The 23,544-nt window shown below is 71.3% G+C and carries 21 protein-coding genes; 12 read left to right on the forward strand and 9 right to left on the reverse strand.

Translation table 11 applies throughout. The annotated features are described in order from the left end of the window. Positions 1–65: 65 nt before the first annotated feature. Both NE236_RS14010 and NE236_RS14015 read left to right on the forward strand, forming a co-directional pair. Positions 66–449, forward strand: coding sequence for a type II toxin-antitoxin system RelE/ParE family toxin (locus NE236_RS14010; RefSeq protein WP_252842379.1), 384 nt, complete (start codon positions 66–68; stop codon positions 447–449). Beyond that, on the forward strand, positions 449–778 hold the full coding sequence (locus tag NE236_RS14015; RefSeq protein WP_252842380.1) for a helix-turn-helix domain-containing protein: 330 nt from the start codon (positions 449–451) through the stop codon (positions 776–778). The genes NE236_RS14010 and NE236_RS14015 overlap by 1 nt, the downstream gene beginning before the upstream one ends. 73 nt (positions 779–851) lie before the next feature. Here the strand turns inward: NE236_RS14015 and NE236_RS14020 are convergent, their stop codons facing one another. Continuing rightward, positions 852–3,212 carry a Tex family protein gene (locus NE236_RS14020; RefSeq protein WP_252842381.1) on the reverse strand — a complete coding sequence of 787 codons (2,361 nt, stop codon included), beginning with the start codon at positions 3,210–3,212 and terminating at the stop codon, positions 852–854. 178 nt (positions 3,213–3,390) lie between these two features. Here NE236_RS14020 and NE236_RS14025 point away from each other — a divergent pair, with 178 nt between their 5' ends. After that, positions 3,391–4,023, forward strand: coding sequence for a pyridoxamine 5'-phosphate oxidase family protein (locus tag NE236_RS14025; RefSeq protein WP_252842382.1), 633 nt, complete (start codon positions 3,391–3,393; stop codon positions 4,021–4,023). Positions 4,024–4,087: 64 nt separating this feature from the next. Here NE236_RS14025 and NE236_RS14030 read toward each other — a convergent pair whose 3' ends face one another. Then, positions 4,088–4,303 (reverse strand): DUF2277 domain-containing protein, encoded by a 216-nt coding sequence (locus NE236_RS14030; protein ID WP_252842383.1) that lies wholly within the window; start codon positions 4,301–4,303, stop codon positions 4,088–4,090. A gap of 94 nt (positions 4,304–4,397) precedes the next feature. Here NE236_RS14030 and NE236_RS14035 point away from each other — a divergent pair, with 94 nt between their 5' ends. Both NE236_RS14035 and NE236_RS14040 read left to right on the forward strand, forming a co-directional pair. After that, a complete protein-coding gene (locus NE236_RS14035) occupies positions 4,398–7,052 on the forward strand; it encodes an AAA family ATPase (RefSeq protein WP_252842384.1) in 2,655 nt (884 codons plus the stop codon). A 115-nt stretch (positions 7,053–7,167) separates the two neighbouring features. After that, a complete protein-coding gene (locus NE236_RS14040; RefSeq protein ID WP_252842385.1) occupies positions 7,168–7,590 on the forward strand; it encodes a spore germination protein GerW family protein in 423 nt (140 codons plus the stop codon). Positions 7,591–7,982: 392 nt separating this feature from the next. Here the strand turns inward: NE236_RS14040 and NE236_RS14045 are convergent, their stop codons facing one another. Continuing rightward, a complete protein-coding gene (locus tag NE236_RS14045) occupies positions 7,983–8,537 on the reverse strand; it encodes a ClpP family protease (protein WP_252842520.1) in 555 nt (184 codons plus the stop codon). 158 nt (positions 8,538–8,695) lie between these two features. Between NE236_RS14045 and NE236_RS14050 the strand changes: the two genes are divergently transcribed. Both NE236_RS14050 and NE236_RS14055 read left to right on the forward strand, forming a co-directional pair. After that, positions 8,696–9,664, forward strand: a complete 969-nt coding sequence (locus tag NE236_RS14050; protein ID WP_252842386.1) for a LysR family transcriptional regulator — start codon at positions 8,696–8,698, stop codon at positions 9,662–9,664. Positions 9,665–9,848: 184 nt separating this feature from the next. Continuing rightward, the gene (locus tag NE236_RS14055) at positions 9,849–10,514 is read left to right on the forward strand and encodes a hypothetical protein (protein ID WP_252842387.1); all 666 of its coding nucleotides are present in this window, start codon (positions 9,849–9,851) and stop codon (positions 10,512–10,514) included. Between the two features lie 73 nt (positions 10,515–10,587). Here the strand turns inward: NE236_RS14055 and NE236_RS14060 are convergent, their stop codons facing one another. Genes NE236_RS14060 through NE236_RS14075 form a run of 4 tightly spaced genes read right to left on the reverse strand, consistent with a single transcriptional unit; the run spans position 10,588 to position 16,355 of the window. Next, complete coding sequence (locus NE236_RS14060) at positions 10,588–12,762, reverse strand: xanthine dehydrogenase family protein molybdopterin-binding subunit (protein ID WP_252842388.1); 2,175 nt, start codon at positions 12,760–12,762, stop codon at positions 10,588–10,590. Then, on the reverse strand, positions 12,759–13,727 hold the full coding sequence (locus NE236_RS14065) for an FAD binding domain-containing protein (protein ID WP_252842389.1): 969 nt from the start codon (positions 13,725–13,727) through the stop codon (positions 12,759–12,761). The genes NE236_RS14060 and NE236_RS14065 overlap by 4 nt, the downstream gene beginning before the upstream one ends. Next, positions 13,727–14,320, reverse strand: coding sequence for a (2Fe-2S)-binding protein (locus NE236_RS14070; RefSeq protein WP_252842390.1), 594 nt, complete (start codon positions 14,318–14,320; stop codon positions 13,727–13,729). The genes NE236_RS14065 and NE236_RS14070 overlap by 1 nt, the downstream gene beginning before the upstream one ends. A gap of 1 nt (position 14,321) precedes the next feature. After that, positions 14,322–16,355, reverse strand: a complete 2,034-nt coding sequence (locus tag NE236_RS14075; protein WP_252842391.1) for an NPCBM/NEW2 domain-containing protein — start codon at positions 16,353–16,355, stop codon at positions 14,322–14,324. 345 nt (positions 16,356–16,700) lie between these two features. Here NE236_RS14075 and NE236_RS14080 point away from each other — a divergent pair, with 345 nt between their 5' ends. From NE236_RS14080 to NE236_RS14100, 5 genes are all read left to right on the forward strand, one after another. Beyond that, the gene (locus NE236_RS14080) at positions 16,701–16,892 is read left to right on the forward strand and encodes a DUF1059 domain-containing protein (RefSeq protein WP_252842392.1); all 192 of its coding nucleotides are present in this window, start codon (positions 16,701–16,703) and stop codon (positions 16,890–16,892) included. A gap of 126 nt (positions 16,893–17,018) precedes the next feature. Beyond that, entirely contained in the window at positions 17,019–18,497 is a 1,479-nt protein-coding gene (locus NE236_RS14085; RefSeq protein WP_308209094.1) for an AlkA N-terminal domain-containing protein, read from the forward strand. Next, complete coding sequence (locus tag NE236_RS14090; protein ID WP_252842394.1) at positions 18,494–19,051, forward strand: methylated-DNA--[protein]-cysteine S-methyltransferase; 558 nt, start codon at positions 18,494–18,496, stop codon at positions 19,049–19,051. Before NE236_RS14085 ends, NE236_RS14090 begins: the two co-directional genes overlap by 4 nt. A 69-nt stretch (positions 19,052–19,120) precedes the next feature. Then, positions 19,121–20,452 (forward strand): MFS transporter, encoded by a 1,332-nt coding sequence (locus tag NE236_RS14095; protein ID WP_252842395.1) that lies wholly within the window; start codon positions 19,121–19,123, stop codon positions 20,450–20,452. Next, positions 20,449–20,889 carry an MBL fold metallo-hydrolase gene (locus tag NE236_RS14100; RefSeq protein WP_252842396.1) on the forward strand — a complete coding sequence of 147 codons (441 nt, stop codon included), beginning with the start codon at positions 20,449–20,451 and terminating at the stop codon, positions 20,887–20,889. Before NE236_RS14095 ends, NE236_RS14100 begins: the two co-directional genes overlap by 4 nt. Positions 20,890–20,988: 99 nt before the next feature. Here the strand turns inward: NE236_RS14100 and NE236_RS14105 are convergent, their stop codons facing one another. Next, positions 20,989–22,053 carry a sodium:calcium antiporter gene (locus NE236_RS14105; RefSeq protein ID WP_252842397.1) on the reverse strand — a complete coding sequence of 355 codons (1,065 nt, stop codon included), beginning with the start codon at positions 22,051–22,053 and terminating at the stop codon, positions 20,989–20,991. Between the two features lie 381 nt (positions 22,054–22,434). Next, the gene (locus tag NE236_RS14110; protein ID WP_252842398.1) at positions 22,435–23,445 is read right to left on the reverse strand and encodes a Ppx/GppA phosphatase family protein; all 1,011 of its coding nucleotides are present in this window, start codon (positions 23,443–23,445) and stop codon (positions 22,435–22,437) included. Between the last annotated feature and the right edge of the window lie 99 nt (positions 23,446–23,544).

The raw sequence follows: 23,544 nt of genomic DNA on the forward strand, positions 1-23,544 counted from the left end.
CCCCGATCGGCCTCAGAGCTTGAGTTCCCCACGGTCGGGTATAGGATTGCCTATACTCCCTGGTTGTGGAGGAGCGCACAAGCGACTGGGACATTTACCTCGTCAATGAGGTTCGCAACTGGTTGGAGGGCATCCGTACCGAAGACCCTGTTACGTTCGATTTGATCGAAGATGCCATCTACGCGTTAAGCCGCTCGGGTCCGGCGCTGAAGCGCCCGCTGGTGGGAAGCATCGCCGGATCGACGATCAAGAACCTCAAGGAGCTACGGCCGGGCTCGGCGGGCCGTAGCGAAATTAGGATCTTGTTCGTGTTCGACCCATGGCGATCAGCGATCTTGCTCGTGGCGGGAGACAAGTCCGGAAACTGGCGGCGGTGGTATCGGCAGGCGATCCCCTTGGCAGAGGAGCGCTACGACATCTACCTCAAGGAGCGAGCGGAGGAGTTGTGATGCCGAGTTATCAGAAGTGGGATCGCGATGCCTATGTCGAGCGAGTCGGCGGTCCCGAGGAGGCCGAGCGCCGACACCGGGCGCTGATGGCGCGGGTGGATGCTCATCAACTCGGGGAGATTCGCAGAGAACGCGGGCTGACCCAGGCCGATGTCGCGCAGATCATGGGCGTCAGCAAGGGCCGTGTCAGCCAGATCGAACGGGGTGAGGTCTTCACCGTCGACGTCGTCGCCCGATACGTGGCCGCGCTGGGAGGCACCCTGAAGCTGACGGCCGATTTTGGCGATCATGCTTACACGGTGAGTAGTGAACAGCTGAAGGCAAGCTGACCGACGTCCCGACTCAATCAGTGACCCCTGGCGGTCACGGCCGTCTTCGCACGGTGACCGCCAGGGAATCGGGTCAGCGGCCGCCGAGGCCCTTGTCGAGGCCGGCGCGGCGCAGGGCGTCGGCCATCGCGCCTCCGCCGCCTCCGCCGGAGCCGCCGCGGTCGCCACCGGAGCCGCCGCGGTCGCGCCGCTGGCGTTCCGTACGGTCGCCGCCGTCACGACGGCCACCGCCCTGGCGGTTCCCGCCGCCGTCGCTGCGTCCGGAGCCGCCCTTCGGACGAGGCTCTTCCTCGTCGAGGCGCAGGGTGAGCGAGATGCGGTTGCGCGGGATGTCGACGTCGAGGACCTTCACGCGGACGACGTCACCGGACTTGACCACGTCGCGCGGGTCCTTGACGAACGTCCGGGACATCGCGGAGACGTGGACCAGGCCGTCCTGGTGCACGCCGATGTCCACGAACGCACCGAAGGCGGCGACGTTCGTGACGACGCCTTCCAGCACCATCCCGGGCTCGAGGTCCGCGACCTTGTCCACGCCCTCCTTGAACGTCGCCGTCTTGAACGCCGGACGCGGGTCGCGGCCCGGCTTGTCCAGCTCCTTCAGGATGTCGGTGACCGTCGGTAGTCCGAACGTGTCGTCGACGAACTCCTGCGGCTTCAGGGAGCGCAGCGCGGCGCTGTTGCCGATCAGCGACTTCATGTCGCCACCGGTCGTCTTCAGCATGCGCCGCACGACCGGGTACGCCTCCGGGTGAACTGCGGAGCCGTCCAGCGGGTCGTCGCCGCCCTGGATGCGCAGGAAGCCCGCACACTGCTCGAAGGCCTTCGGGCCGAGCCGGGGCACGCTCTTCAGTGTCTCGCGGGCGCGGAACGGGCCGTTGGCGTCGCGGTGCGACACGATGTTCTCGGCGAGGCCGGAGCCGATGCCGGACACGCGGGTCAGCAGGGGCACCGACGCGGTGTTGACGTCGACGCCGACGGCGTTGACACAGTCCTCGACGACCGCGTCGAGCGACCGGGACAGCTTCAGCTCGGAGACGTCGTGCTGGTACTGGCCCACACCGATCGACTTGGGGTCGATCTTGACGAGCTCGGCGAGCGGGTCCTGGAGCCGGCGGGCGATCGAGACCGCGCCGCGCAGCGAGACGTCCATGGCGGGCAGCTCGCGCGAGGCGTACGGGGAGGCGGAGTAGACCGACGCCCCCGCCTCCGACACCACGATCTTGGTGACCTTCGGGTGCTTCGTGATCAGGTCCGCCGCGAGCTGGTCGGTCTCGCGGGACGCGGTGCCGTTGCCGATCGAGACCAGGTCGACGTCGTGCTTCTCGACGAGCCGCCCGAGGACGTCGAGGGCGTCGTTCCAGCGGCCGTGCGGCTTGTGCGGATAGATGGTCTCGGTCGCGACGACCTTGCCGGTCGGGTCGACGACCGCGACCTTCACGCCGGTGCGGAACCCCGGGTCCAGGCCCATCGTCGTCCGGCTGCCCGCCGGCGCGGCCAGCAGCAGGTCGCGCAGGTTGGTGGCGAACACCCGCACCGCCTCGTCCTCGGCCTCCTGCCGCAGCCGCAGCCGCAGGTCCAGGTCGAGGTGGACGAGGATGCGGGTCCGCCACGCCCAGCGCACGGCGTCCACCAGCCACCGGGCGCTCCCCGGGACGCCGAAGCGGTGCGCGATGGCCAGCTCGTAGGGGTTCGGCCGGGCCGGATCGGCCTCCTCGGCGCCGGGCTCCAGCGTGAGGCCGAGGACGTCCTCCTTCTCCCCCCGGAACAGCGCGAGGATCCGGTGCGAGGGCAGCTGCGACAGCGGCTCGGCGAAGTCGAAGTAGTCGGAGAACTTCGCGCCGGCCTCCTCCTTGCCCTCCCGCACCTTCGCGACCATGCGGCCCTTCGACCAGACGCGCTCGCGCAGGTCGCCGATGAGGTCGGCGTCCTCGGCGAACCGCTCGACGAGGATCGCGCGGGCGCCGTCCAGGGCGCCCGCGACGTCGAGGTCGGCGTTGGTGTACGCCGCCGCCTCGGCCTGCGGGTCGAGGCCCGGGTCGGCGAGGAGCGCGTCGGCGAGCGGCTCGAGGCCCGCCTCCCGCGCGATCTGCGCCTTCGTACGGCGCTTCGGCTTGTAGGGCAGGTAGATGTCCTCGAGGCGCGCCTTGGTCTCGGCGGCCGTGATCTGCGCTCGGAGCGCGTCGTCGAGCTTGCCCTGCGACTCGATCGACTCCAGGATCGCCGCGCGCCGCTCGTCGAGCTCCCTCAGGTAGCGCAGCCGTTCTTCGAGCGTGCGCAGCTGCGCGTCGTCGAGCGTGCCCGTCGCCTCCTTCCGGTAACGAGCGATGAACGGCACGGTGGCCCCACCGTCGAGCAGCTCGACGGCGACCTGAACCTGCCGCTCGCGCACTCCGAGCTCTTCGGCGATCTTCTGGTGAATCGACGTCGACACGATTTCTGACCCGACCTCTCACTGAGCTTCGGGAAGCATTCTGCAGCCATCGGCCCCCGTTGTCGCGCCGTGCCGCCGACACGGGGACGGTTCCGGGCGGCGGAAAATCCCCGCGCACCGCTCCGAACGCCGGAGATAGGCTGAGATCTCCTCGTGATCATGTACGGGAGGCGGCGGGATGACGGATGTGACGGCGTTCACGGAGATCACCTCTGAGGAGGAGCTGCGGGACCTGCTCGGTGAGCCGCTGCCACGCGCCGTCGCGAAGGAACGCGTCCGGCTGCACGAACGCGACCGCGAGTGGCTGGCGGCCTCGCCGTTCTGCCTGATCGCGACCGCCGACGCCACCGGCGCCTGTGACGTGTCCCCGAAAGGGGACCCGCCCGGCTTCACCCACGTCATCGACGACGTCACCATCGCCATCCCGGACCGTCCCGGCAACCGGCGCGCCGACGGATTCCGCAACATCCTGGCGAACCCGCACGTCGGCCTGGTGTACCTCGTCCCCGGCCGGGGCGAGACGCTCCGCATCAACGGCCGGGCCCGGCTCCTGCGCGACGCCCCCTTCTTCGACGAGATGATCGTCAAGGGGCACCGGCCCCACCTGGCGATCGTCGTGGAGATCGAGCAGATCTTCTTCCACTGCGCCAAGGCGTTCCTCCGCTCGGCGCTGTGGAAGCCCGAGACCTGGAACCCCGACGCGCTCCCGTCGCAGGCCAGCATCGTCAAGAGCGTCCAGCACACCGAGGAGACGTTGGAGGAGCTGGAACGCCACTACGGCCCCGACTACGCCAAGCGCCTGTACGGCTGAGTGATGGGTGCCGGGCACTGGCCACGATCGCCGTGAATCGGGCCTGCAGGCCCTTCGGGCCCGGTCACCGGCGGGCGCCGCGCACCTCCAGGTCGGCGAGCAACTCGGCGGTCGCCCGGGTCACCTCCTCGACGGCGCGGTCGAAGACGGCCTGATTGTGCGCTGCCGGGCTCCGGAACCCCGACACCTTCCGGACGTACTGCAGCGCGGCCGCGCGGATGTCCTCGTCGGTGACCTCTTCGGCGGCCGGCGGCCGCAGCGTCTTGATGCTTCTGCACATGACCTCATCGTGCACCCCGGCTCGGACATCCGGCCCGATCCGCGATCAACTCACCGTAGGCTGCTGTCCGGTTTTCTATGGTGACTGGGGGATTGTGGTGCGGCTGCCGGGGCATCTGGAGCTACTGCTCACCGATGAGCCGATCCTCGACATCTACTCCTTCGGCCCGTGGCGTGTGCCCGACGGGCTCTTCGAGGAGATCGCCGAGCGGATCGACGCGCTCCTCGCCGATCCGCGCTGCGCGGACCTCACGACCAACGATCACAAACTGCTGACGCTGCCCGCCTCACTGGTCGCGGCGGAGCTGTACCAGATCATCGGCTTCCTGCCCGGAGTGAGCGCGATCCGGGCGGGTTCCCACTGCCAGCTGTACGAACGCCTGCTCGGCCGGCATCTCAGCGATCCCGCACCGCTGACCACGTTGAACACTCGGTGGAGCACCACGACCAACACCTGGCGGCCGCCGATCGACTGGCTGGTCGACGCACCGGACCGCGAACTCGCGATCCGGCTCGCCCGCGACTGCCTGGCCGTGCTGGAAGGGATCGAACCGCTCGAAGGCAGGCGCCGCGCGCTGATCCGGCTGTACGACGACCCGCCGGACTGCGACGTGAACCTGTCCAAGAGCGAACTGCGCGCGCACTGGGCCGCGCGCGCCGATGACGAGATCATCGCGGAGGTACCCGAGCTGGCCGGGCCCATCGGCTACCTGGAATGGGTGTGCTCCGGGCTCCGGGCGGCGTACGACCACCTGGCCGGTGTGGTGCCGCGCTCCGGATCCGTGGGGACCCACCTGAGCCGGCTGCTGTTGCAGTGCGGCGTCGACCGCGTGCCCGTCGAGCTCTCCATCGTGCTCGGCGACGACCTCTACAAGGAGGTGTGCGCGCGCTTCCGGCGCGAACGGCGTGGTTTCCGGGCCGGCGCGTGGCAGGAGGAGAGCCGGCTCTGGCTCACCGAGGCGCTGGTCGAGGGCGCGGCCGACGCCTGCCGGGCCTGGCTGGACATGGCGACCCGGTTCGTGGTCTGCGCGCAGGGCCTGCCCGACGAAGCGCAGCGCACCGGTGCGGACCACACGCCGATCGACCAGTTCCAGCGCGACCTCCGCCGCCTGTACGCCCCCCGCCGACGCGTCGTCAACCCGCTCACCGCGAAGCTCGGGAACGGCCGGAAGGGCACGTCGGTCGCCCGCGACGAGGGCGCCGCACGCCCCGACCTGGCCACCGGCCTCGTGGACCAGCCCGAGCTCACGACCCTGCTCCAGGAGATCACCGAGGGGACCTCGACCGTACGGCTGCTCCTGGCCGGGCCGGAGGGCACCGGCCGGCGCCTCGCCGTGCAGGAGCTGGCGAAGACGCTGGAGCTGCCCCGCAGCCCGCTCTGGCTCACGCACACCCTGTTCGCAGGCAAGCCCCTCTTCGACGCCGCCGCGAGACTGCACGCCGACGTCCGCGACTGCGCCGGGGAGCGGCTGCTGGTCATCGACGGTCTGGACGAGTTCGCCGCCGAGGCCGGCGACGGCCAGGCGCTGATCACCGAACTGCACCGGCTGCTGGCGGTGCATGAGGACCTCCACCTGGTCGCGCTGTGCGGCGCGGACGGGGAGCAGCGGATCCGCGCGGCCGACCCGGCCCTGCTCGACAGGTTCCGCGTCGCTCGTACCCGGCCCTTCACGGTCGAGGGGTACACCGAGCTGTTCGACCGCGAGGTGCGGCGGCGCGGCGCGCGGACGTACAAGCGTGCCCGTGACGCCGCCGGTGAGCTGATCGCCGCGACACCGCCGACGCAGACCCTCCGCAACGCCCGCCTGGTGGCGCGTCTGGCGGACGTCGCGGTCGAGGCGGCGCGGGAGCGTACGGAGCAGGGCGCCGAGCTCATCGTCAAGCGCGCCGACGTCCCCCGCGCCTTCGGCGACGCCGACGACCCGCTGGCAGAGCTCGAGGCCCTGACCGGCCTCGAGGTGATCAAGCAGGAGATCGGCCTGCTCATCGCGACCACGCGCGCCGAGCGGCTGCGCGAGGAGCAGGGACTGAGCGGCACCGCTCCGACGCGGCACATGGTGTTCACCGGCGACCCCGGCACCGGCAAGACCATGGTGGCCCGGCTGCTGGCCCGCATCTACAAGCAGCTCGGCGTGCTGTCCTCCGGCCACCTGGTCGAGGCATCCCGCGCGCATCTGGTGGGCGAGTACATCGGCCAGACGGCCCCGCGGACCCGCCGGCTCGTCGAGAGGGCCATGGGCGGAGTGCTCTTCATCGATGAGGCATACACGCTCACCCAGCCGTCGTTCAAGAGCGACTTCGGCCTGGAGGCCCTCGCGGAGCTGGTCAAGCTCATGGAGGACGACCGGGACGACCTGATCGTCATCGTCGCCGGGTACGAGCGGGAGATGGCCGACTTCCTGACCGCCAATCCCGGGCTGGACTCCCGTTTCCCCAAAGTGCTGCACTTCGCCGACTACACCGACGACGAGTTGTGCGGCGTGTTCGAACGGCTGGCCGACGACGACGGCTTCGTCCTCGCACCGGAGGTCGCCGACGCGCTGCGGGCCCTGCTCCGCCGTACGGAACGCGGTCCGTCGTTCGGCAACGGACGATTCATGCGCAACCTGCTCGACGCCGCCGTCGCACGCCAGGCGCAGCGCGTCACCGGCCTCGACCGGCCCTCGCGGACGGACCTCGTCACCCTGCGCGCCGAGGATCTGCCGTCCCGCCCCGCGCCCGCGGATGACGGGTTCGGCCTCTACCTGTGACGGGCGGCCACCTGTGGCCTGAACTCCCTCGAGCACGTGCGGGCTTCCGTCCCTCGGCGGCTACCCGCATACTCGGGACCGCCACCCGCAAGCACTCCGACTGGGCAGGACCGCAATGACCGATATCGAAAGCGCGCCTGAAGCCGCCGTCGAGGCGGCAAGCGAGACCGTCGAGGCGGCCAGAAGCCTGTTGGAGCGACTGGCCGACCGGCTCGGCGGCAAGGCATCGGTGACCGCCGTCTTCGGCGAACCCGTCGTCAGCGACGGCGTGACCGTGATCCCGGTGGCCCAGACCGTTTACGGCTTCGGTGCCGGCGCGGGGCGCGAGACCGGACCGGCCAAGATTGGCGAGGGCGGCGGAGGGGGAGGCGGCGGCTATGCCAGGCCCCTCGGCTTCATAGAGATCAAGGACGGCACGGCCACCTACAAGCCGATTCGCGACCCCTGGACGGACATCGTCATTCCAATAACGCTTGTCCTTGCCGGCACCCTCGCGCCGAGGCTCGCCCGCGCCATTGGTCGGCGCCGCCGACGCTGACACGCAAGAGCCGGATCCCAGAGCCGAGGACCTGCCGTCCCGCCCCGCGCCCGCCGATGACGGGTTCGGCCTCTACCTCTGACCGGCGGCGTCAGCCGATGACCCGGCCCGGGGACGTTGCCGATGGCGGGTGGCGGACGCGATGTTCGGTGAACGACGGGTCTCCGTTGGGTATTGCGGCGTTCGTCCCCTCTGGAGAGCGCGTTCACCGAGCATTCGGTACGGCGCCGTGAGATCGGAGGGAGCCGAGATGCTTTGGGCGCTCTCAAGACAGGACGGGCCGTGTACCTCCAGGACGGTGGCCGGGATGGCCTCGCTGGTGACCAGCACGCCTTCGAGCGTGGCCGAACCGTGCCGGTACGCGACGGGCCGGGTGATCACGGGTGGCGCGGTCATCGGGTGAGCAGCTGGTCGGCGGAGCGCACCACGTGGTCGACGAAGCCGTACTCGCGGGCCTCCTCGGCGGTGAAGTAACGATCGCGGTCGGAGTCGGCCTCGATCCGCTCGACAGGCTGCCCGGTGTGGTGGGCGATGCGCTCGAGCATCAGGCGCTTGACCGCACGCATGTGCTCCGCCTGGATCCGGATGTCCGCCGCGACGCCCCGGATCCCGCCGGAGGGCTGGTGCATGAGGATGCTGGTGTGGGGGAGGGCGTACCGCTTGCCCGGTGCGCCCGCGCACAGCAGGAACTGCCCCATCGAGGCGGTGAAGCCCATCGACAGGGTGGCCACGTCGTTCGGGATGAACTGCATGATGTCGTAGATCGCCATGCCGGCCGTCACCGAGCCGCCGGGCGAGTTGATGTACAGGTGGATGTCGCGCTGCCGGTCCTCGGCCGACAGCAGCAGCATCTCGGCGCAGATCCGGTTCGCGATCTCGTCGTCGACCTCCTGGCCGAGCACGATGATGCGCTCGCGCAGCAACCGCTGAAACACCTGCTCTCCCATCTGCGGCGCGGGAGGAGCCTCGGCGGTGCGGGCGGTCGGTTCGAGGAGTATCTGCGGGAAGACGGTCATGGCGTCAGGAAACCGGCAGCTCAGACGGCATGTCCAACAACTTCTCAGGCCGCTTTGACAGCCCGTGGTTGTTGATCGACTCTGTCCCCATGGATCCCGACCTGCAGGGGATGCGGGCCTTCGTCGTCGTCGCCGAGGAGTTGCACTTCGGGCGGGCCGCCGACCGCCTCTTCCTCACCCAGCAGGGGCTGTCCAAGCGCATCCGCCGTCTGGAGAACGCCCTGGCAGTGCCGCTGTTCGAGCGCACGACGCGCCGGGTCGGGCTCACCGCGGCCGGTCGGCGGTTCCTGCCGCTCGCCCGGGAGGCCGTCGCCGCGTACGACACCGCCGTGGCCGCCGTCCGTGAGACGGACGCGCTGCTGCGCGTCGAGGTGTTCGCTGAGCGCTTCACGCCGTTGCGGATCTTGCGGGAGGCGGTCGGGCGGACGCCGGGCCTGCGGGTGGAGCCCACGATGCGGCAGGGGCTGCCGGCCGCGCTGCCCGCAGTGTTGAGCGGCGAACTCGACGCGGCGTTCGGCCGCGTGCACGACCTCGGCCGGCCCTGGCCCGCGGAGCTCGACCACCGTCCCATGCACATCGAGCCCCTTCACGCCTTCGTCGACGAGGCGCATCCGCTCGCCGGCCGATCCGTCCTGCGGCTGCCCGACCTCCGGGAGGCGGGTATCGCGATGCCCGATCCCGGTGGTGCCGAGGAATGGCGCGGCTATCTCCTCCGGCTCCGCGACGAGCTCGGTGTTCCCGTGCGGTTCACCGAGCTCGCGATCGGGGTCCGCGACTACGGGGAGCAGATGCGGCGTGAGACACGCGCCGTGATGCTCAGCGAGGCGGGCACCGACCTGCCCGACGACCCGCGCATGCGGCGGATCCCGCTGATCGAGCCGGTGCCACTGCACGTGTGGTCTGTCACCTGGCATCGCCGGAACCGCGATCCCCGGTTGCGCAGGCTGCTCGAGGCGCTGCCCGTCCCGTCCGTTCCCGATGCCGACGACGGCCGCTTCTGGCTGCCCGAATTCGACCGCTCGGCCCTTGCGGGAGGCGACGCCGTCCCGGCTCCCTGATCCGCTCGGTGGCGCTACGCGGTCGGCGGTGTGCGGGGGCGCCAGCGGTACCTGGCGCCCCTGGGCCGTCTCGTTCAGCCGCGTTCACTCAAGCGAGGAAATCGTCTCGCCTGATTAAACACCCCTGAGAGGACACCCTCGCCCCCCGCCCGATTCGCCGGAGACACGGGATACAGTTCCGGGCATGCCTCAGCCAGTGCTCTTCGAGATGGACGACCCTGACGACGAATTCACCTCAGATGAACGCGCCTTTGTCGCAGAACTGTCCGATCGGTTGGGCGCGCTTCTCGACAGTCCCGAATACGGGTCGGCCTTCCGAGATGAAGAGGGGGACGCGCTCGTTACGGCCGTGAGCCTGACGGATCCGGAGGCTCGACTCAGCCTGGTCGACCTGGGCACGCACCTCGCGAACGGCAGGGTCCGCGGTGACCGGCTCCACAACCAGCTCTACTTTCTTCCCGAAAGCCCCTCCTCTTGGGCTCTGGACGAGACCGGCGACGTCGGCGAACTGGCGCGGCGTTCCGCGGAATGGTTCGCGAGGATGCTGCGACGCCCCATCGTCCTTTACGTCTGGCTGCACGAGAGGTATGCCTACGCTGCCCGCTATGCCTTCGCCGACAGGGATGAAACGCTCTGCCAGAGCTACATCAAGCAGCTGGCACCCGTCGGGCAGACGGAACGCCTGATCGCGGACGGGCATGTCTGGGGGAAGGGATGGATTCAGACGATAGGACTGCCCGTTCCCAGCCTCTACCTGCACATCCGCGGTGATCTGGAACTCGCGTCCCTGCCCTCTGGTGTTTCGCAGGAGAGCAAGCGCGGCCCGCTCTCCGGCACCTGGTACCAATGACCAGAGCCCACTGGAGACGCCACCACCGACCCCGCCTCCGTCTGGCACATTGTCTCGGTCAGGGACCGACCGTTCACGTGAGGAGTTTTTCGAGGGTGATCGGCAGGTCGCGGACGCGTTTGCCGGTGGCGTTGTAGATGGCGTTGGCGACGGCGCCGGCGGCCCCGACGATCCCGAACTCGCCGATGCCGCGGGCGCCGAGCGGGCTGAGCAGCGTGTCCGGGTAGTCCAGGAAGTGCACGTCGATACGCGGAATGTCGGCGTTGACCGGCACGAGATACGACGCGAGGTCGGCGTTGGCGATCCGGCCGGTGGCCGGCTCCAGGCGGGTCTCCTCCAGCAGGGCGTGGCCGATGCCCATGACCACACCGCCGATGATCTGGTTGCGCGCGGTCTTCTCGTTGACGATCCGGCCGGCGTCGAGGACGGTCAGCCAGCGGGAGACGCGCGGTTCGCCGGTCCAGGCGTTCACCCGGACCTCGCAGAAGTGCGCGCCGAACGACCGGAACCCGTGCGTCTTGTCGCCGTTCTTCGCGGACGTGGCGGTCGCCTCGACGCCGGGGACGTCCAGCGAGGTCAGCAGCGAGCCGAACGGCACGGACAGGTCCCCGGCCTTGAGCCGACCGTCCTCGAAGCGGACGCTGTCGGCGGCCTTCCCATGGAACGGGGACCTCTCGTCCTGGACGGCGAGGGCGATCATGGCGGTCTTCGCGGCCTCCGTCGCGAGCTGGACGGCCGGTCCGTTGGTCGAGGTCGAGCCGGAGCCTCCGGCGTTCGCGGCGACCGGGGAGGAGGAGTCGCCGAGGTCGGGCCGGATGCGCCCGACCGGGATGCCGAGGCTCTCGGCGGCGAGGATCGCCCACACGGTGGACTGCCCGGTGCCGAGGTCGGCCCCGGTGCCCGACACCACGGCGGTGCCGCCCGCCAGCAGCCGCACCTTGACCGACGCCTGGGCCCGCGACGCGCCGTACGTCGCGGTCGCCATGCCCAGCCCGACGAGCCAGTCGCCGTCGGTGACCGCGCCGGGCGTCGGTCTCCGCCGCGACCAGCCGAATCGTTCCGCGCCGATCCGGTAGCACTCGTCGAGGTGCTTGCTCGACCACGGCAGGCCGCTGCTCGGCACGACGGGGGAGTCGTTCTTCCGGCGCAGTTCCAGGGGGTCCATGCCGAGCTTGACGGCGAGCTCGTCGACCGCGCTCTCCAGCGCGAAGGAGCCGTTCGCCTCCTGCGGCGCCCGCATGATCGTGGTGACGGGTACGTCCAGCGTGACGATCTTCCGGCTGACGCGGATGTTGGGCGAGGCGTACATCGACAGGCACAGGTTGGCGACCGGCTCGTAGAAGCCGTTCGACGCCGACTTGCTGGAGACGCCGTCGTTCTTGATCGCCTTGAGCGTGCCGTCCCTGGCCGCGCCGAGCGACACGGTCTGCTGCGAGGCCGGCCGGTGCCCGACGACCGTGAACGTCTGCTCCCGCGTGAGGGCGGTCTTCACCGGGCGGCCCAGCGCCCGGGCCGCGGCGGCGGTCAGTGGGGTGTGTGCCCAGATGCCCCACTTGTTGCCGAAGCCACCGCCGACGTACGGGTTGCGGACATGGATCTTGGACGTGTCGATGCCCAGCGCCTCCGCGATCCGGGCGACCACCAGCATGACGCCCTGGGTCGCCGTGTAGAGCGTCAGGTGGTCGCCGTCCCAGGCCGCGACGGTCGGGTGGGGCTCCATGGCGTTGTGGTTCTGCATCGAGGCGGTGTAAGTCGCCGAGACCGTGATCTCGCTCGCGTTCAGGGCGTCGTCGATGGAGCCGACGCCCGGCGCGAGGACCTCCGAGATCGGCGACCCGCTCGGCGGGTCGGTCGCCGAGGCCAGGCCGTCGTGGAAGGACGCGGCGGCGGGGCGCGCGTCGTACCGGACCTGGATCAGCGACGCCGCGTCGCGGGCCTGCTCGAACGTCTCGGCCACGACCAAGCCGATCGCCTGGCCGAAGTAGCGGACGTTCTTGTCCTGCAGTGGCGGGGTCAGCTCGTCGTTCTGCTCCTTGGTGTAGCGGTACAGCTTCAGCGGGTCGAACGGGGTGTACACCGCGAGCACACCCGGCGCCTTCGACGCCGCGGCGGTGTCCATGCTCACGATCGTGCCGCGCGCGACCGTGCTGGTGACGAGGTACCCATAGGCCAGGCGGTCGAGGCGGTTGTCGGCGGCGTACGTCGCGGCGCCGGTGACCTTGAGCCGCCCGTCGACGCGATCCGTCATGACCCGCCCTCCAGGCTCATGAGGGCGCGGACGATCGTGCGCTTCAGCAGGGTCACCTTGAACGCGTTCTCCGTCAGCGGCCGCGCGCCGTCGGCGGCCGACGCGGCGGCCTCCTCGAAGGAGGCGCGTGTCGGCGGCCGGCCGCGCAGCGCGGCCTCGACGGCGGGCAGCCGCCACGGCACGGTGCCGACGCCGCCCGCCGCGACCCGCGCCTCATGGATCACGCCGCCGCGCATGTCGAGCGCCACGGCGGCCGAGGCGAGCGCGAATTCGTACGAGCTCCGGTCCCGTACCTTGACGTAGGTGGAGTGGCGTGCCCAGGGGCGGCGGGGCACGACCACCTCGGTGATCAGCTCGCCCGGCCGCAGGTCGTTCTCCACCTGCGGGGTGTCACCGGGCAGCCGGTAGAACGCGGCGAGCCGGACCAGGCGCTCGCCGGCGTGGCTCACCAGGCGGACCGAGGCGTCGAGCGCGACGAGCGCCACGGCCAGGTCGCTCGGATGCGTGGCGACGCACGCGTCGCTGGTGCCGAGGACGGCGTGCGTACGGTTGTCACCGGTCCGCGCCGGGCAGCCGCTGCCGGGCTGCCGCCGGTTACAGGGCGTGTGGACGTCACGGAAGTACCCGCAACGGGTGCGCTGCAGCAGGTTGCCGCCGATGCTCGCCATGGTGCGCAGCTGCGGCGACGCGCTCTGCGCCAGGGCCTCCGCGATGACCGGGTGCACCGCGGGGTGCCGGGCGACGTCGCTCATCCGCTCCAGCGCGCCGATGCGTAGGCCGTCGCGGGTCGACCGGATCCCGCGCAGCGGCAGGCGGTTGATGTCGACGACGCGATCCGGGGTCAGCACGTCGAGCTTCATCAGGTCGACCAGCGTCGTGCCGCCGGCGAGGAACGCCGAGTCAGGCGCCGCCAGCCGCAGCGCCTCCGGGAGCGTACGGGCGGCGGCGAAGCCGAACGCGTGCATCAGTCCGCCCTCCGTGCCGTCTTGATCGCCTCGACGATGCCGGGGTAGGCGCCGCAGCGGCAGATGTTGCCGGACATCGCCTCCCGGATCTCCTCGTCGGTCCATGCGTGCCCCTCCTTCAGGAGGGCGGCGGCCGACATGATCTGGCCGGACGTGCAGAACCCGCACTGGAACCCGTCGCACTCGACGAACGCGCGCTGCACCGGGTGCAGATCGTCGCCGTCGGCGAGACCCTCGATCGTGGTGACCTTCCGGCCGTCGGCCGTCGCGGCCAGGGTGAGGCAGGACAGGACGCGCCGGCCGTCGACGTGCACCGTGCACGCCCCGCACTGCCCCCGGTCGCATCCCTTCTTGGTGCCGGTCAGGCCGAGCCGTTCGCGCAGCGCGTCCAGGAGCGTCACACGGGGATCGACGTGGAGCTTCTCGGCCGTGCCGTTCACCGTGATCGCCACGTCGACGGCACCGTCGTCGTCCGCCGCCCGTGCGGCCGGGGCCGGAGCCGTGGTCAGCACGACCCCGGCCGACGCCGCCGCCGTCGTGCCGAAGAACCGACGTCGTGACAGGCCGCCACCGCGGGGCGTTTCGCCGCCCATGTCAGCTCCCGCAGGTGAGCACGGGGATCGCCCAGTCACCGCGGTCGTAGCTGTTGGTGTCGCCGCCGATCGTGGTGACGATCTTCAGGTACGACGCGCCGGTCAGCCCGCCGGACAGGTGCACGGCGCCGTCCTGCCAGGTCCGGAGCCCGCTGTCGGCGACCTTCGTGCCGTCGGCCCAGATCTCGAACGTCACGGTGCTCTGGCCCGCGACCGTCCGGGGGTCGCGCTCGTCGTCCACGCCGACGTCGGCGGTGAGGGAACCGCACCGGCCGTTCAGGAAGTACACGATCTCGGCCGGCGCGTGGGTGCCCAGCCCCTTGGCGTAGACCGTGCCGTTGATCGTGAGCGGCTTGCCGTCACCGGGTTTCGCGCCGCCGTTGGACATGTCGTGCTCGACCGGTCCGTAGCCGTTGTGCGCCGTGGCCCAGTCGTCGGTTCCCAGGTCGGTCGTCCCGCCGGGCACCGGCTTTGGCACGATCAGGTCCTCGGTGGCCGACAGCCGCGCCCCCGGCAGACCGTACGACAGGCGCGCGGTGAGCGACCGGGCGCCCGGCGACTCCGGCGCCGGCGGCGTGACGCGCCACCGGCTCTTCATCGTCGCGCCGGTCGGCAGCAGGGTCGCGCGGGTACGGCCGACCGGTTCGGCCCTCCACCCGGCGGGGAGGTCGAGGGACGGCCGGGCGTTGATCACCGGTGCGCGGCCCAGGTTGGTCGTCGTGACGTCGGCGGTGAACGTGCGCCCGGCCGGGGTGATCGTCCCCGGGATGCCGGTGATCTCCGGCGGCAGGTCCAGCCCGAACGCGGCGGCGGGCGGCTGGAAGGCCCAGCCCCGGGAGTCGCCGCGGACGCGGTACATCACGGTGCCGTGTGGCGGCACGACCCCGGAGATCGAACCGGCGGTCTCGGCGTCCTTGTGGGCCCACAGGTCGCGCAGGACGTACGCGGGCCGCTTCGGCAGGCCCAGCGCGCTCGCCGTGGTGCCGAACGAGGCGCTGCTGTCGGTCTCGTTGAACAGGGTGACGGCGACGTCGCCGCCCCGCAGCGGCTTGGTGAGGACCCAGTGCCCGCCGTCGCTCGACAGGACCGTGCCCTGCGCACCGAGCGGGTCCTGGTCGACGGCGATGACGTCCTTGTTCTCCAGGATGCTCAGCGTCTCCGGCGTCGCCTTGCGCAGGTCGGTGCCGATGAGCAGCGGCGCCGCCATGATCGACCAGAGGCTGAAGTGCGAGCGGTACTCCCGGGCGGTCATCCCACCGTTGCCGACCTCCAGCATGTCCGGGTCGTTCCAGTGCCCCGGACCGGCGTACGGCGCGAGCGGCGCGTTCTGCTTGAAGATGTTGAGGAGGGAGCTCCAGCTGTCACTGATGTCCCCGGTCGTGCGCCACAGGTGGCCGACGTCCTTGCCCCACTCCCAGGGCTTGTTCTGGCCCCACTCACAGAGACTGAACACGATCGGCCGGCCGGTCTTCTCCAGCGCGTCGCGCATCTTCGTGTAGCGCTCCAGCGCGGGCCGGTCCTGGTTGTTGCAGTTGTCGTACTTCAGGTAGTCCACGCCCCAGTCGGCGAACGTCCGGGCGTCGACGTCCTCGTGGTCCAGGGCGCCCGGCATGGTCTTGGCGCACGTCTGCGTCCCTGCGCTGGTGTAGATCCCGAGCTTGAGGCCCTTGGCGTGGACGTGGTCGGCGACCCACTTGATCCCGTGCGGGAAGGTCTGCCGGTTCGGCACGAGGCGGCCGGTCCGCGGGTCGCGGTCGGGGGCGGCCCAGCAGTCGTCGATGTTGACGTAGGTGTACCCGGCGTCCTTGAGTCCGGAGCTCACGAAGTAGTCGGCGGTCTCGGTGATCAGTTTCTCGTCGACGTTGCAGCCGAAGGCGTTCCAGTCGTTGAAGCCCATCGGTGGTGTCCTGGCCAGCCCGTCGTCCAGGGCGTGGGCGGGCGGTGCCGTGGTCAGGGACTCGGTGATCGCCAGGGCGGTGGATCCGGTGAGCAGAGAGAGCCCGAGAAGGGCTGCGGACAGGCGGCGGCGGGGCATTGGGGGAGACTCCTTCGCCGTGGGCCGGAAGGTCCGGAGGCTGGCAGAAACATAGGATCTATCCACGGAGTTGGTCAAGGATCCTTACTGACCGCCATCGGCCTCGACCTCGGCGTTTTCCCTGTATGTGAACGAGTTTCGGTTATCGCCTGGGCTGGAGTCCGAATATGTCATCCGAGCTCTCAAGGTACTTTTGGCCGTCTTTGGCATCGTCGACCGATGTCTTTGCCGTTCGCCGGATCGGAGGCACGTCCGAGGGGGGAGGTGATTCCACGGTGGCCCGCACGACACCCCCGTTCCCCCGCCGTTCGCGGTCCTGGTGACCGCCGAGGGAAGGAGGCGACCATGCGCAAGGTCGCAGACTGCCGTGAGATGCCGAGCGAGTCCGGCTGCACCCTCACCATCAGCGGGGAAGAGGACGAGGTCGTCCGCGCCGCCGTGCAGCACGCGATCTCCGTGCACGGCCACGCCGACAGCCCGGAACTCCGTGATCAGATCCGGAACATGCTCAAGGACGAGGCGGCGGTGCCCCACTGAGGGAGCTTTCGGCGGGGAGTCGCACGTGCCCGGTCGTGGCCCGGCCGGTAATCGGCTGGTTCGTGGGGACGTCGACGTCCGATGGTGGCTGGCGGGACCGGTCCGGCCGCCGCCAGAGTGGGTGTCGTGATCGATGAGGAGGACGCGTACGCGCTGCTCCGCAGCCGGGACCGCCGGTTCGACGGCCGGATCTTCGTGGCCGTGGTGACGACGGGAATCTACTGCCGGCCGAGTTGCCCGGCGGTGATGCCGAAGCGGGAGAACACCCGGTTCTTTCCGTCGCCGGCAACGGCCCAGCAGGCGGGCTTCCGCGCGTGCAGGCGGTGCCGTCCGGACGCGGCTCCCGGCTCGCCGGAGTGGAACGTCCGCGCCGACCTAGTGGGCCGGGCGATGCGGTTGATCACCGACGGCCTGGTCGACCGGGAGGGGGTCTCGGGGCTCGCCGCCCGGCTCGGCTACAGCGAACGGCAGCTGCACCGCCAGCTCGTCGCCGAGGTCGGCGCCGGTCCGCAGGCGCTCGCCCGTGCACAGCGGGCACAGGCCGCCCGGATCCTCCTCGAACGCACGGACCTGCCGGTCAGCGACGTGGCGTTCGCGGCCGGATTCGCCAGCATCCGGCAGTTCAACCACACGGTGCGGCAGGCGTACGGGACGACCCCGACGGGCCTGCGAGCGGTGCGGAACGCCCGCGCGGCGACGCCCGCCCCGGGCGCGATCGACCTCCGGCTGGCCTACCGCCCGCCGCTGGATCTCGCCGCGCTGTTCGGTTTCCTGGCCGAGCGGGCGGTCGCCGGGATCGAGGACGCCGACGACGGCCTGTACCGCAGGTCGCTCGATCTCCCACGGGGCTCCGGCGTCGTCGCGCTGCGCGATGCCGGGGACGGCCTTCACGTGCACTGCGAGCTGCGGCTGGAGGACCTGCGGGATCTGTCCGCCGCGGTGAGCCGCTGCCGCCGGCTCCTGGACCTGGACACCGACCCATGGGAGGTGGCGGACGTCCTCGGCGAGGACCCGCTGCTGGCACCCCTGATCGGCGCGGCGCCGGGCCGTCGCGTGCCGGGTCACGCCAACGCCGCGGAGCTCGCCGTCCGTGCCGTCTTCGAGCGGTACGCCGGCGTCATGGCGGCCCGGGAGCTCGCCGCCGGCCTGGTCCGACGGCTGGGCCGCCCTCTGATCGCACCGGTGGGCGCCGTGACTCATGTCTTCCCCGGTCCGGCGGCGATCGCCGGGGCGGAGCCTGCCGGCCTGGGACTGCCGGACTCCATCCACCGGGTACTGATGGCCCTGACGGATCGCCTCGCCACCGAAGCGATCGTCCTCGATCCGGGAGCCGACCGGGAGGAGACCGAACGCGGACTCCGCACGGTTCCGGGGATCGACGCGTGGACGGCCGGCTACATCCGGATCCGTGCGCTCGGCGACCCCGACGTTCTGCTCCCGGCCGATCCCGGCGTCCGCCGGGCGCTGGACCTGCTCGGAGCCCCCGTTGCCGGCGCGGAAGAGGACGCACGGCGGTGGCGCCCATGGCGGTCCTACGCCGTGCAGCACCTGTGGTCGGTCGCGGCGGCGACGGTGCGGGAACCGACGGGGAGCCTTCGTCGATGAGCCGCACGAGACCACGGGGCGTCCGTTTCCTGCCGCCCGCTCCCGATGCCGTGCCGTGTCGCACGGTCCTGGACTCGCCGCTGGGCGAGCTGGTCCTGACCGGCGACGGCCGGGCGCTCCGCCGCCTGGACCTCTGGGCGGACACCGGGCCTGTTCCCCTGGCCGGACGCTCCGGTGACGTGGTGCTCGCCGCCGCCGTCGATCAGCTGTGTGCGTATTTCGCCGGCGAACTCACGGCGTTCGACCTGCCGATCGCGCCGTCCGGGACGGACTTCCAGCAGCGGGTCTGGCGACGGCTTGCCGCGATCCCGTACGGCGAGACCCTCACGTACGGCCGGATCGCCGCCGACATCGGGCGGCCTGGCGCGGCCCGCGCCGTCGGCGCCGCGGGCGGGCGGACGCCCGTACCGATCATCCTGCCGTGCCACCGGGTGATCGCGGCCTCGGGCGCTCTGGTCCGCTACGGGCTCGGCGGTGTGGGGGCCAAGCGCCACCTCCTGGATCTGGAGAGCGGCCTTGTGAACGCCGTCCCGAGGGCCGGGCGCGGGCGCTGAAGCGGCCCTCGCGGGGAACCGGCCCCATCGACGCCGGTGATCGTGAAATGTACGGCGGAGAGGACGGACGTGCGCGACTATGCGGCGGTGCTGGCCGGGCGGGATTTCCGCCGGCTGTGGTCGGGGGCCTCGATCTCCACGATCGGTGACGGGATGACCCTGGTCGCGCTCTCGTGGCTGGTGCTCGACCGGCACGGGACAGGCCGACTGGGGCTGCTCGCGGTGTGTTACACCGTCCCGGTCGTTCTCGGCGGCCCGGTCGCGGGTCTCCTGCTCGACCGGTTCGACAAGCGGGCGGTCCTCGCCGCCGACAGCGTGATCCGGGCCGCGGCGGTGGCGTCGATCCCGGTACTGACCACGATGGGACGGATGCCGTCCTGGTTGCCGTTCGCGGTTGCGGCGGTCCACGGCCTGCTCAAGATGGTGCCCATGGCCGGAGTGCCGGCCGCCATTCCGGACCTGGTCGACGCGGCCGGGCTCGACACCGCCAACGCACTGGAGTCGATCAGTTACGCCGTCTCCGGGATCGTGGGCTACGCACTGGCCGGCACCCTCATCGCCACGATGGGGGCCGCGAACGTCCTGGCGCTCGACGCGGCGTCCTACGCGGTGTTCGCCGTCGCGGCCCGTACGGTTCGCCGGCCGTTGCGGCCGCCGGCGCGGACCGAGGACGCCGAGGCCGGGACCGCCGGGCCGGAGATCGCGGCATCCGGGGACGCCGCTCCGGGCGGTGGACCGACCGCCGCGACCGTCCGGACGGGCTTGGCGCGGATCGGGCGGGACCGGGTGCTCGTCGCGACGACGCTCGCCTTCATGGCGTTCAACATCGCCGAAGGCGCACTCGTCCTGGTCGCCGGTCCCTGGCTGGCCAAGGACCGGCTGCCGGGCGGGCCGGGCGCGCTCGCGCTGCTGCTGGGTGCGCTGTCCGCCGGAGAGCTCCTCGGAGGTGTCCTCGCCGGGGCCTGGCGGCCCGGGCGCGATCGGCTGAGGGCGATCGCGGCCGCCCAGATCGCCGCGGCGACCGGATTCCTCGCGGTGCTCACCGTGCCGCACCGGGTCACGGTCGCGGCCGGTTTCCTGCTGATCGGGCTGTGCGGCGTGCCGATGACCGTATGGGCGCAGTCGCTGCGGATGGAACGCGTGCCGGCGCGGATGCGCGGCCGGGTCTTCGGCATACTCCGGACCCTGATGCAGGCGACACCGCCGATCGGCGCGGCCCTGGTCACACCGCTGCTGAGCCGGGGGAGCCTCGGCGTGGCGGCGATCGGCATGGCCCTCGTCGCCGGTGTGCCGGCGCTGGCGCTGCTCATGCCGCAGGTCCGGGGCGCCGCCGGCGATGGCCCGCCCCGACCGGCCGAATCGGGATCGGAGGCATTGGATCTGACGCTCATCGAAGATTGATCGCCTGGCCCGGGCTGCCCTCGAAGACCCCCGGACGGCACGCGCCCGGGGTCTTCCGGCGGTTGCTGCCCCCGGTGATGGGCAGCATCGTGGAGTTCGGCTCCCGGGGCGGGCAGGTGGACCTTCGCATGTACATCAGCGGCGACACCCTGATGTACGACGAGCTGGCCGAGATCCCCCGCCGGTACCCGGACATCGACGTGGGGATCGTCCATCTGGGCGGCACGAAGGTGCTCGGCGCCCTGCTGGTCACCATGGACGGCCGGCAGGGCGCCGACTGGGTCGAGCTGGTTGGCTGCCGCCGGGTGGTCCCGATCCACCACAACGACTACACCGCGTTCACGTCCCCGCTGTCGGACTTCGACGCCGAGGTACGCCGGCGCGGCCTCGACGACACGGTGCGCGTCCTGCAGCGCGGAGCGGTCATCGACCTCTGAGCGACCGGCCGATCCGGCACGCCCGGCGGGGGCCCCGCCGCCATGGCGCGGCGGCCTACCCGGGGCGGACACCGGGGGACGTCACCGGGACCGCCGGGTTCACCCGCCGCCGACGGCGAGCAGGCCGACGATCCCCAGGGCGTACAGCGCGAGCACCGTGCGGCTGTCCACGCCCATCCGCAGGCGCCGGCGCCGGGGCCGGAAGATGAGCCCCGCCATGTAGACGAGCGTGAGGAGGGAACCCAGCGCGGTGAGGTAGATGTCGGACCGGTGCGCGTCGGGCAGCACCGGCCCGCCGGAGATCAGCGACGCGGCCAGGAACAGCACCGGCAGGAAGGCGTTCCCGCCGAAGATGTCGCTGATCGCCAGCTGGTAGTCGCCCATCCGGGTGGAGGTCAGCCCGGTACTGATCTCCGGGAGTGCGGTGGCCGCGGCCAGCACGGTCGCGCCGAACGCCACGCCGCTCATGCCGAGCCGGCCGAAGAGCTCCTCACCGCTGCGCTCGATGACGACGCCGGCGACCAGTGTGGCGATGGCGGCGATGCCGAACACCAGCGCCGCCCGGCGCGTGCCGATCCCCGAGGAAGTGGCGTGCGCCTCCTTCTTGGTCTTCGAGTGGCCTTTCGGCTCGGGCTGGGTGTCGGGCGCGTCACCGCCCTCGTGCCACGGCAGGCCCCGGCCCGCCCGCTTCAGCAGCAGGAGGCCGGCCAGCCAGACGATCGCGATCAGGACGGGCGCGGGCGCCAGCCGGGCGAACTCCAGGTCGCCGGGCATCTGGGTGCCCATGACGACGACCGCCAGCACCGCGACCACCAGCGCGCCCTCCAGGACGAGGCTGAGGCTGGCCGCGACGTACGTCAGCGGGGCGCGCCCGCCACCGAAGGCGTCCAGGACGACCAGCACGACCGTCTGCAGCGCGATGCCGCCGAGGATGTTGCCGACCGCGACGTCGAGATGGTGGGATATCGCGGCGCTCACGGTGATCGCCGCCTCCGGGAGGTTGGTCGCGACCGCGAGCAGGATCAGCCCGCCGAGCGCGCTGCCCAGGTGCAGCCGTTCCGACAGGACGTCCGTGGTGTCCGACAGCCGTATCCCGGCGGACCAGATCACCCCGGCACTGAGCACGAACAACGCCAGCAACACCAGCGACGGCAGATCACCCATGACGAGCGCTCTGCCCGCTGATTTCCGATTCCATCCGGGGAGGGTATCCGGCCCGCCGGGAGAATTCCGGGTCGCGGGCGGGAACAAACGGTCCCCCGAGCCCTGTTACACCTCTCGTGGCCGGTGTGCCTGGTGTCCCCGGGCCTCATCTATCGCCTTCGCGGAATACCGTTCGGCTGGAGCCGCGTTGTGCATTTCGCCGAGAGGCGACCCGCACACCGGTACACACATCGAGGGCCCCACCGGGCGACGTCCCGGCGGGGCCCTCGTCCTTTCACGGCCCGCCGCGACGCGTCCGCGCCCGGACCCGCCCGCTTGACGGCGACGCGATGCGCAGGAGAACCTACGCGGCCCGCCGCGAGGTCTCCCGCCGGACGGGCGTCAGGCCCCGGTGCTCGCGACGGAGCGCAGGCGCGGCCGGCAGGCGGGAAGCGGCCGCGCGAGATGCCCGATGTCCTCCGTCCGGTCGGCCTCCACCTCCAGCCGCTGAAGCCGGCGCAGGGCGATCCCCTCCCGCAGCGCCCAGGGACAGATCTCCAGGCGGCTCAACCCCAGGGCCGCCATGATCTCGTCCGCCACGATCGCGCCGGCGAGGATATGGCGGGCGCGCGAGCGCGAGACGCCCTTGAGTCGTGCGCGTTCCTCGGCCGTCATCCGCGCCAGGCGGGGGATCCGCCGTCGAAGCGCCGAACGCTCCAGCACCCGGCTGTCGTCCGCGCCCTGTCCCCCGGAGAGCCTGGCGAGCTGCGTGAAGATCTTCGAGGTGGCGACCGCGTGATGGCCGGATGATCCGTCGGTCAGCCGGTCGGCGCCGTAGGCGGTCAACCGGCCCGCCACATGCGCGCGGAGCCGTTCGACCTGCTTGCCGCGCGGAGGATCGCCGCGCAGGTGGTCGCGGGTGAGCCGGCCGGCGCCGAGCGGCATCGACAGGGCGGCGTCGGCCTCGGCACCGTCCCCGGTTGCGATCTCCATCGAGCCGCCTCCGATGTCGGCGAGCACGATCGGCCCGACGGACCAGCCGTACCACGCGCGCACGGCGAGGAAGGTCAGGCGCGCCTCGTCACGCCCGGACAGGAACCCGAGCTCCACGCCCGTGTCCACGGCGACCTGGTCGAGGATCTCCTCCCGGTTGGCGGCGTCGCGGATCGCGGACGTCACGAAGGCGATCAACTCGACGGCGCCCATCCGCGCGGCCTCGCGCGCGGTCGCGGCCACCGACGCCACCACCCGGTCGACGCCCACTCCGCTGATCCGGCCACCGGTCGTGATCGCCCCGGCCAGCCGGGTCGGCTCTTTGACGGAGACGATGGTCCGGATCGGCGCGCCCGCGACGAGGTCGACGACCTTCAGATGGGCGGCGTTGGATCCGACGTCCAAGATGGCGGTGCGCATGACCGCCTGATTACCCGGCTGCCGCCGAGTGAAGCATTGTGCCCGGTTCACGCCATGCCGAAACGACGGTTACGGCACCGTCCTTCGCGGGCTCCTGAG

It is taken from the genome of Actinoallomurus purpureus, from assembly GCF_024055795.1.
In the GTDB taxonomy this organism is placed as follows: Bacteria; Actinomycetota; Actinomycetes; order Streptosporangiales; family Streptosporangiaceae; genus Actinoallomurus; species Actinoallomurus purpureus.

What these genes read in the sequence shown, in the direction of transcription:
- NE236_RS14070 (WP_252842390.1), bottom strand. Translation starts at nt 14,320, where the DNA reads ATGGGCGGCGAAACGCCCCGCGGTGGCGGCCTGTCACGACGTCGGTTC.
- NE236_RS14015 (WP_252842380.1), top strand. Translation starts at nt 449, where the DNA reads ATGCCGAGTTATCAGAAGTGGGATCGCGATGCCTATGTCGAGCGAGTC.
- NE236_RS14045 (WP_252842520.1), bottom strand. Translation starts at nt 8,537, where the DNA reads ATGGGAGAGCAGGTGTTTCAGCGGTTGCTGCGCGAGCGCATCATCGTG.
- NE236_RS14030 (WP_252842383.1), bottom strand. Translation starts at nt 4,303, where the DNA reads ATGTGCAGAAGCATCAAGACGCTGCGGCCGCCGGCCGCCGAAGAGGTC.
- NE236_RS14105 (WP_252842397.1), bottom strand. Translation starts at nt 22,053, where the DNA reads ATGGGTGATCTGCCGTCGCTGGTGTTGCTGGCGTTGTTCGTGCTCAGT.
- NE236_RS14040 (WP_252842385.1), top strand. Translation starts at nt 7,168, where the DNA reads ATGACCGATATCGAAAGCGCGCCTGAAGCCGCCGTCGAGGCGGCAAGC.
- NE236_RS14060 (WP_252842388.1), bottom strand. Translation starts at nt 12,762, where the DNA reads ATGACGGATCGCGTCGACGGGCGGCTCAAGGTCACCGGCGCCGCGACG.
- NE236_RS14065 (WP_252842389.1), bottom strand. Translation starts at nt 13,727, where the DNA reads ATGCACGCGTTCGGCTTCGCCGCCGCCCGTACGCTCCCGGAGGCGCTG.
- NE236_RS14075 (WP_252842391.1), bottom strand. Translation starts at nt 16,355, where the DNA reads ATGCCCCGCCGCCGCCTGTCCGCAGCCCTTCTCGGGCTCTCTCTGCTC.
- NE236_RS14110 (WP_252842398.1), bottom strand. Translation starts at nt 23,445, where the DNA reads ATGCGCACCGCCATCTTGGACGTCGGATCCAACGCCGCCCATCTGAAG.
- NE236_RS14055 (WP_252842387.1), top strand. Translation starts at nt 9,849, where the DNA reads ATGCCTCAGCCAGTGCTCTTCGAGATGGACGACCCTGACGACGAATTC.
- NE236_RS14025 (WP_252842382.1), top strand. Translation starts at nt 3,391, where the DNA reads ATGACGGATGTGACGGCGTTCACGGAGATCACCTCTGAGGAGGAGCTG.
- NE236_RS14050 (WP_252842386.1), top strand. Translation starts at nt 8,696, where the DNA reads ATGGATCCCGACCTGCAGGGGATGCGGGCCTTCGTCGTCGTCGCCGAG.
- NE236_RS14080 (WP_252842392.1), top strand. Translation starts at nt 16,701, where the DNA reads ATGCGCAAGGTCGCAGACTGCCGTGAGATGCCGAGCGAGTCCGGCTGC.
- NE236_RS14090 (WP_252842394.1), top strand. Translation starts at nt 18,494, where the DNA reads ATGAGCCGCACGAGACCACGGGGCGTCCGTTTCCTGCCGCCCGCTCCC.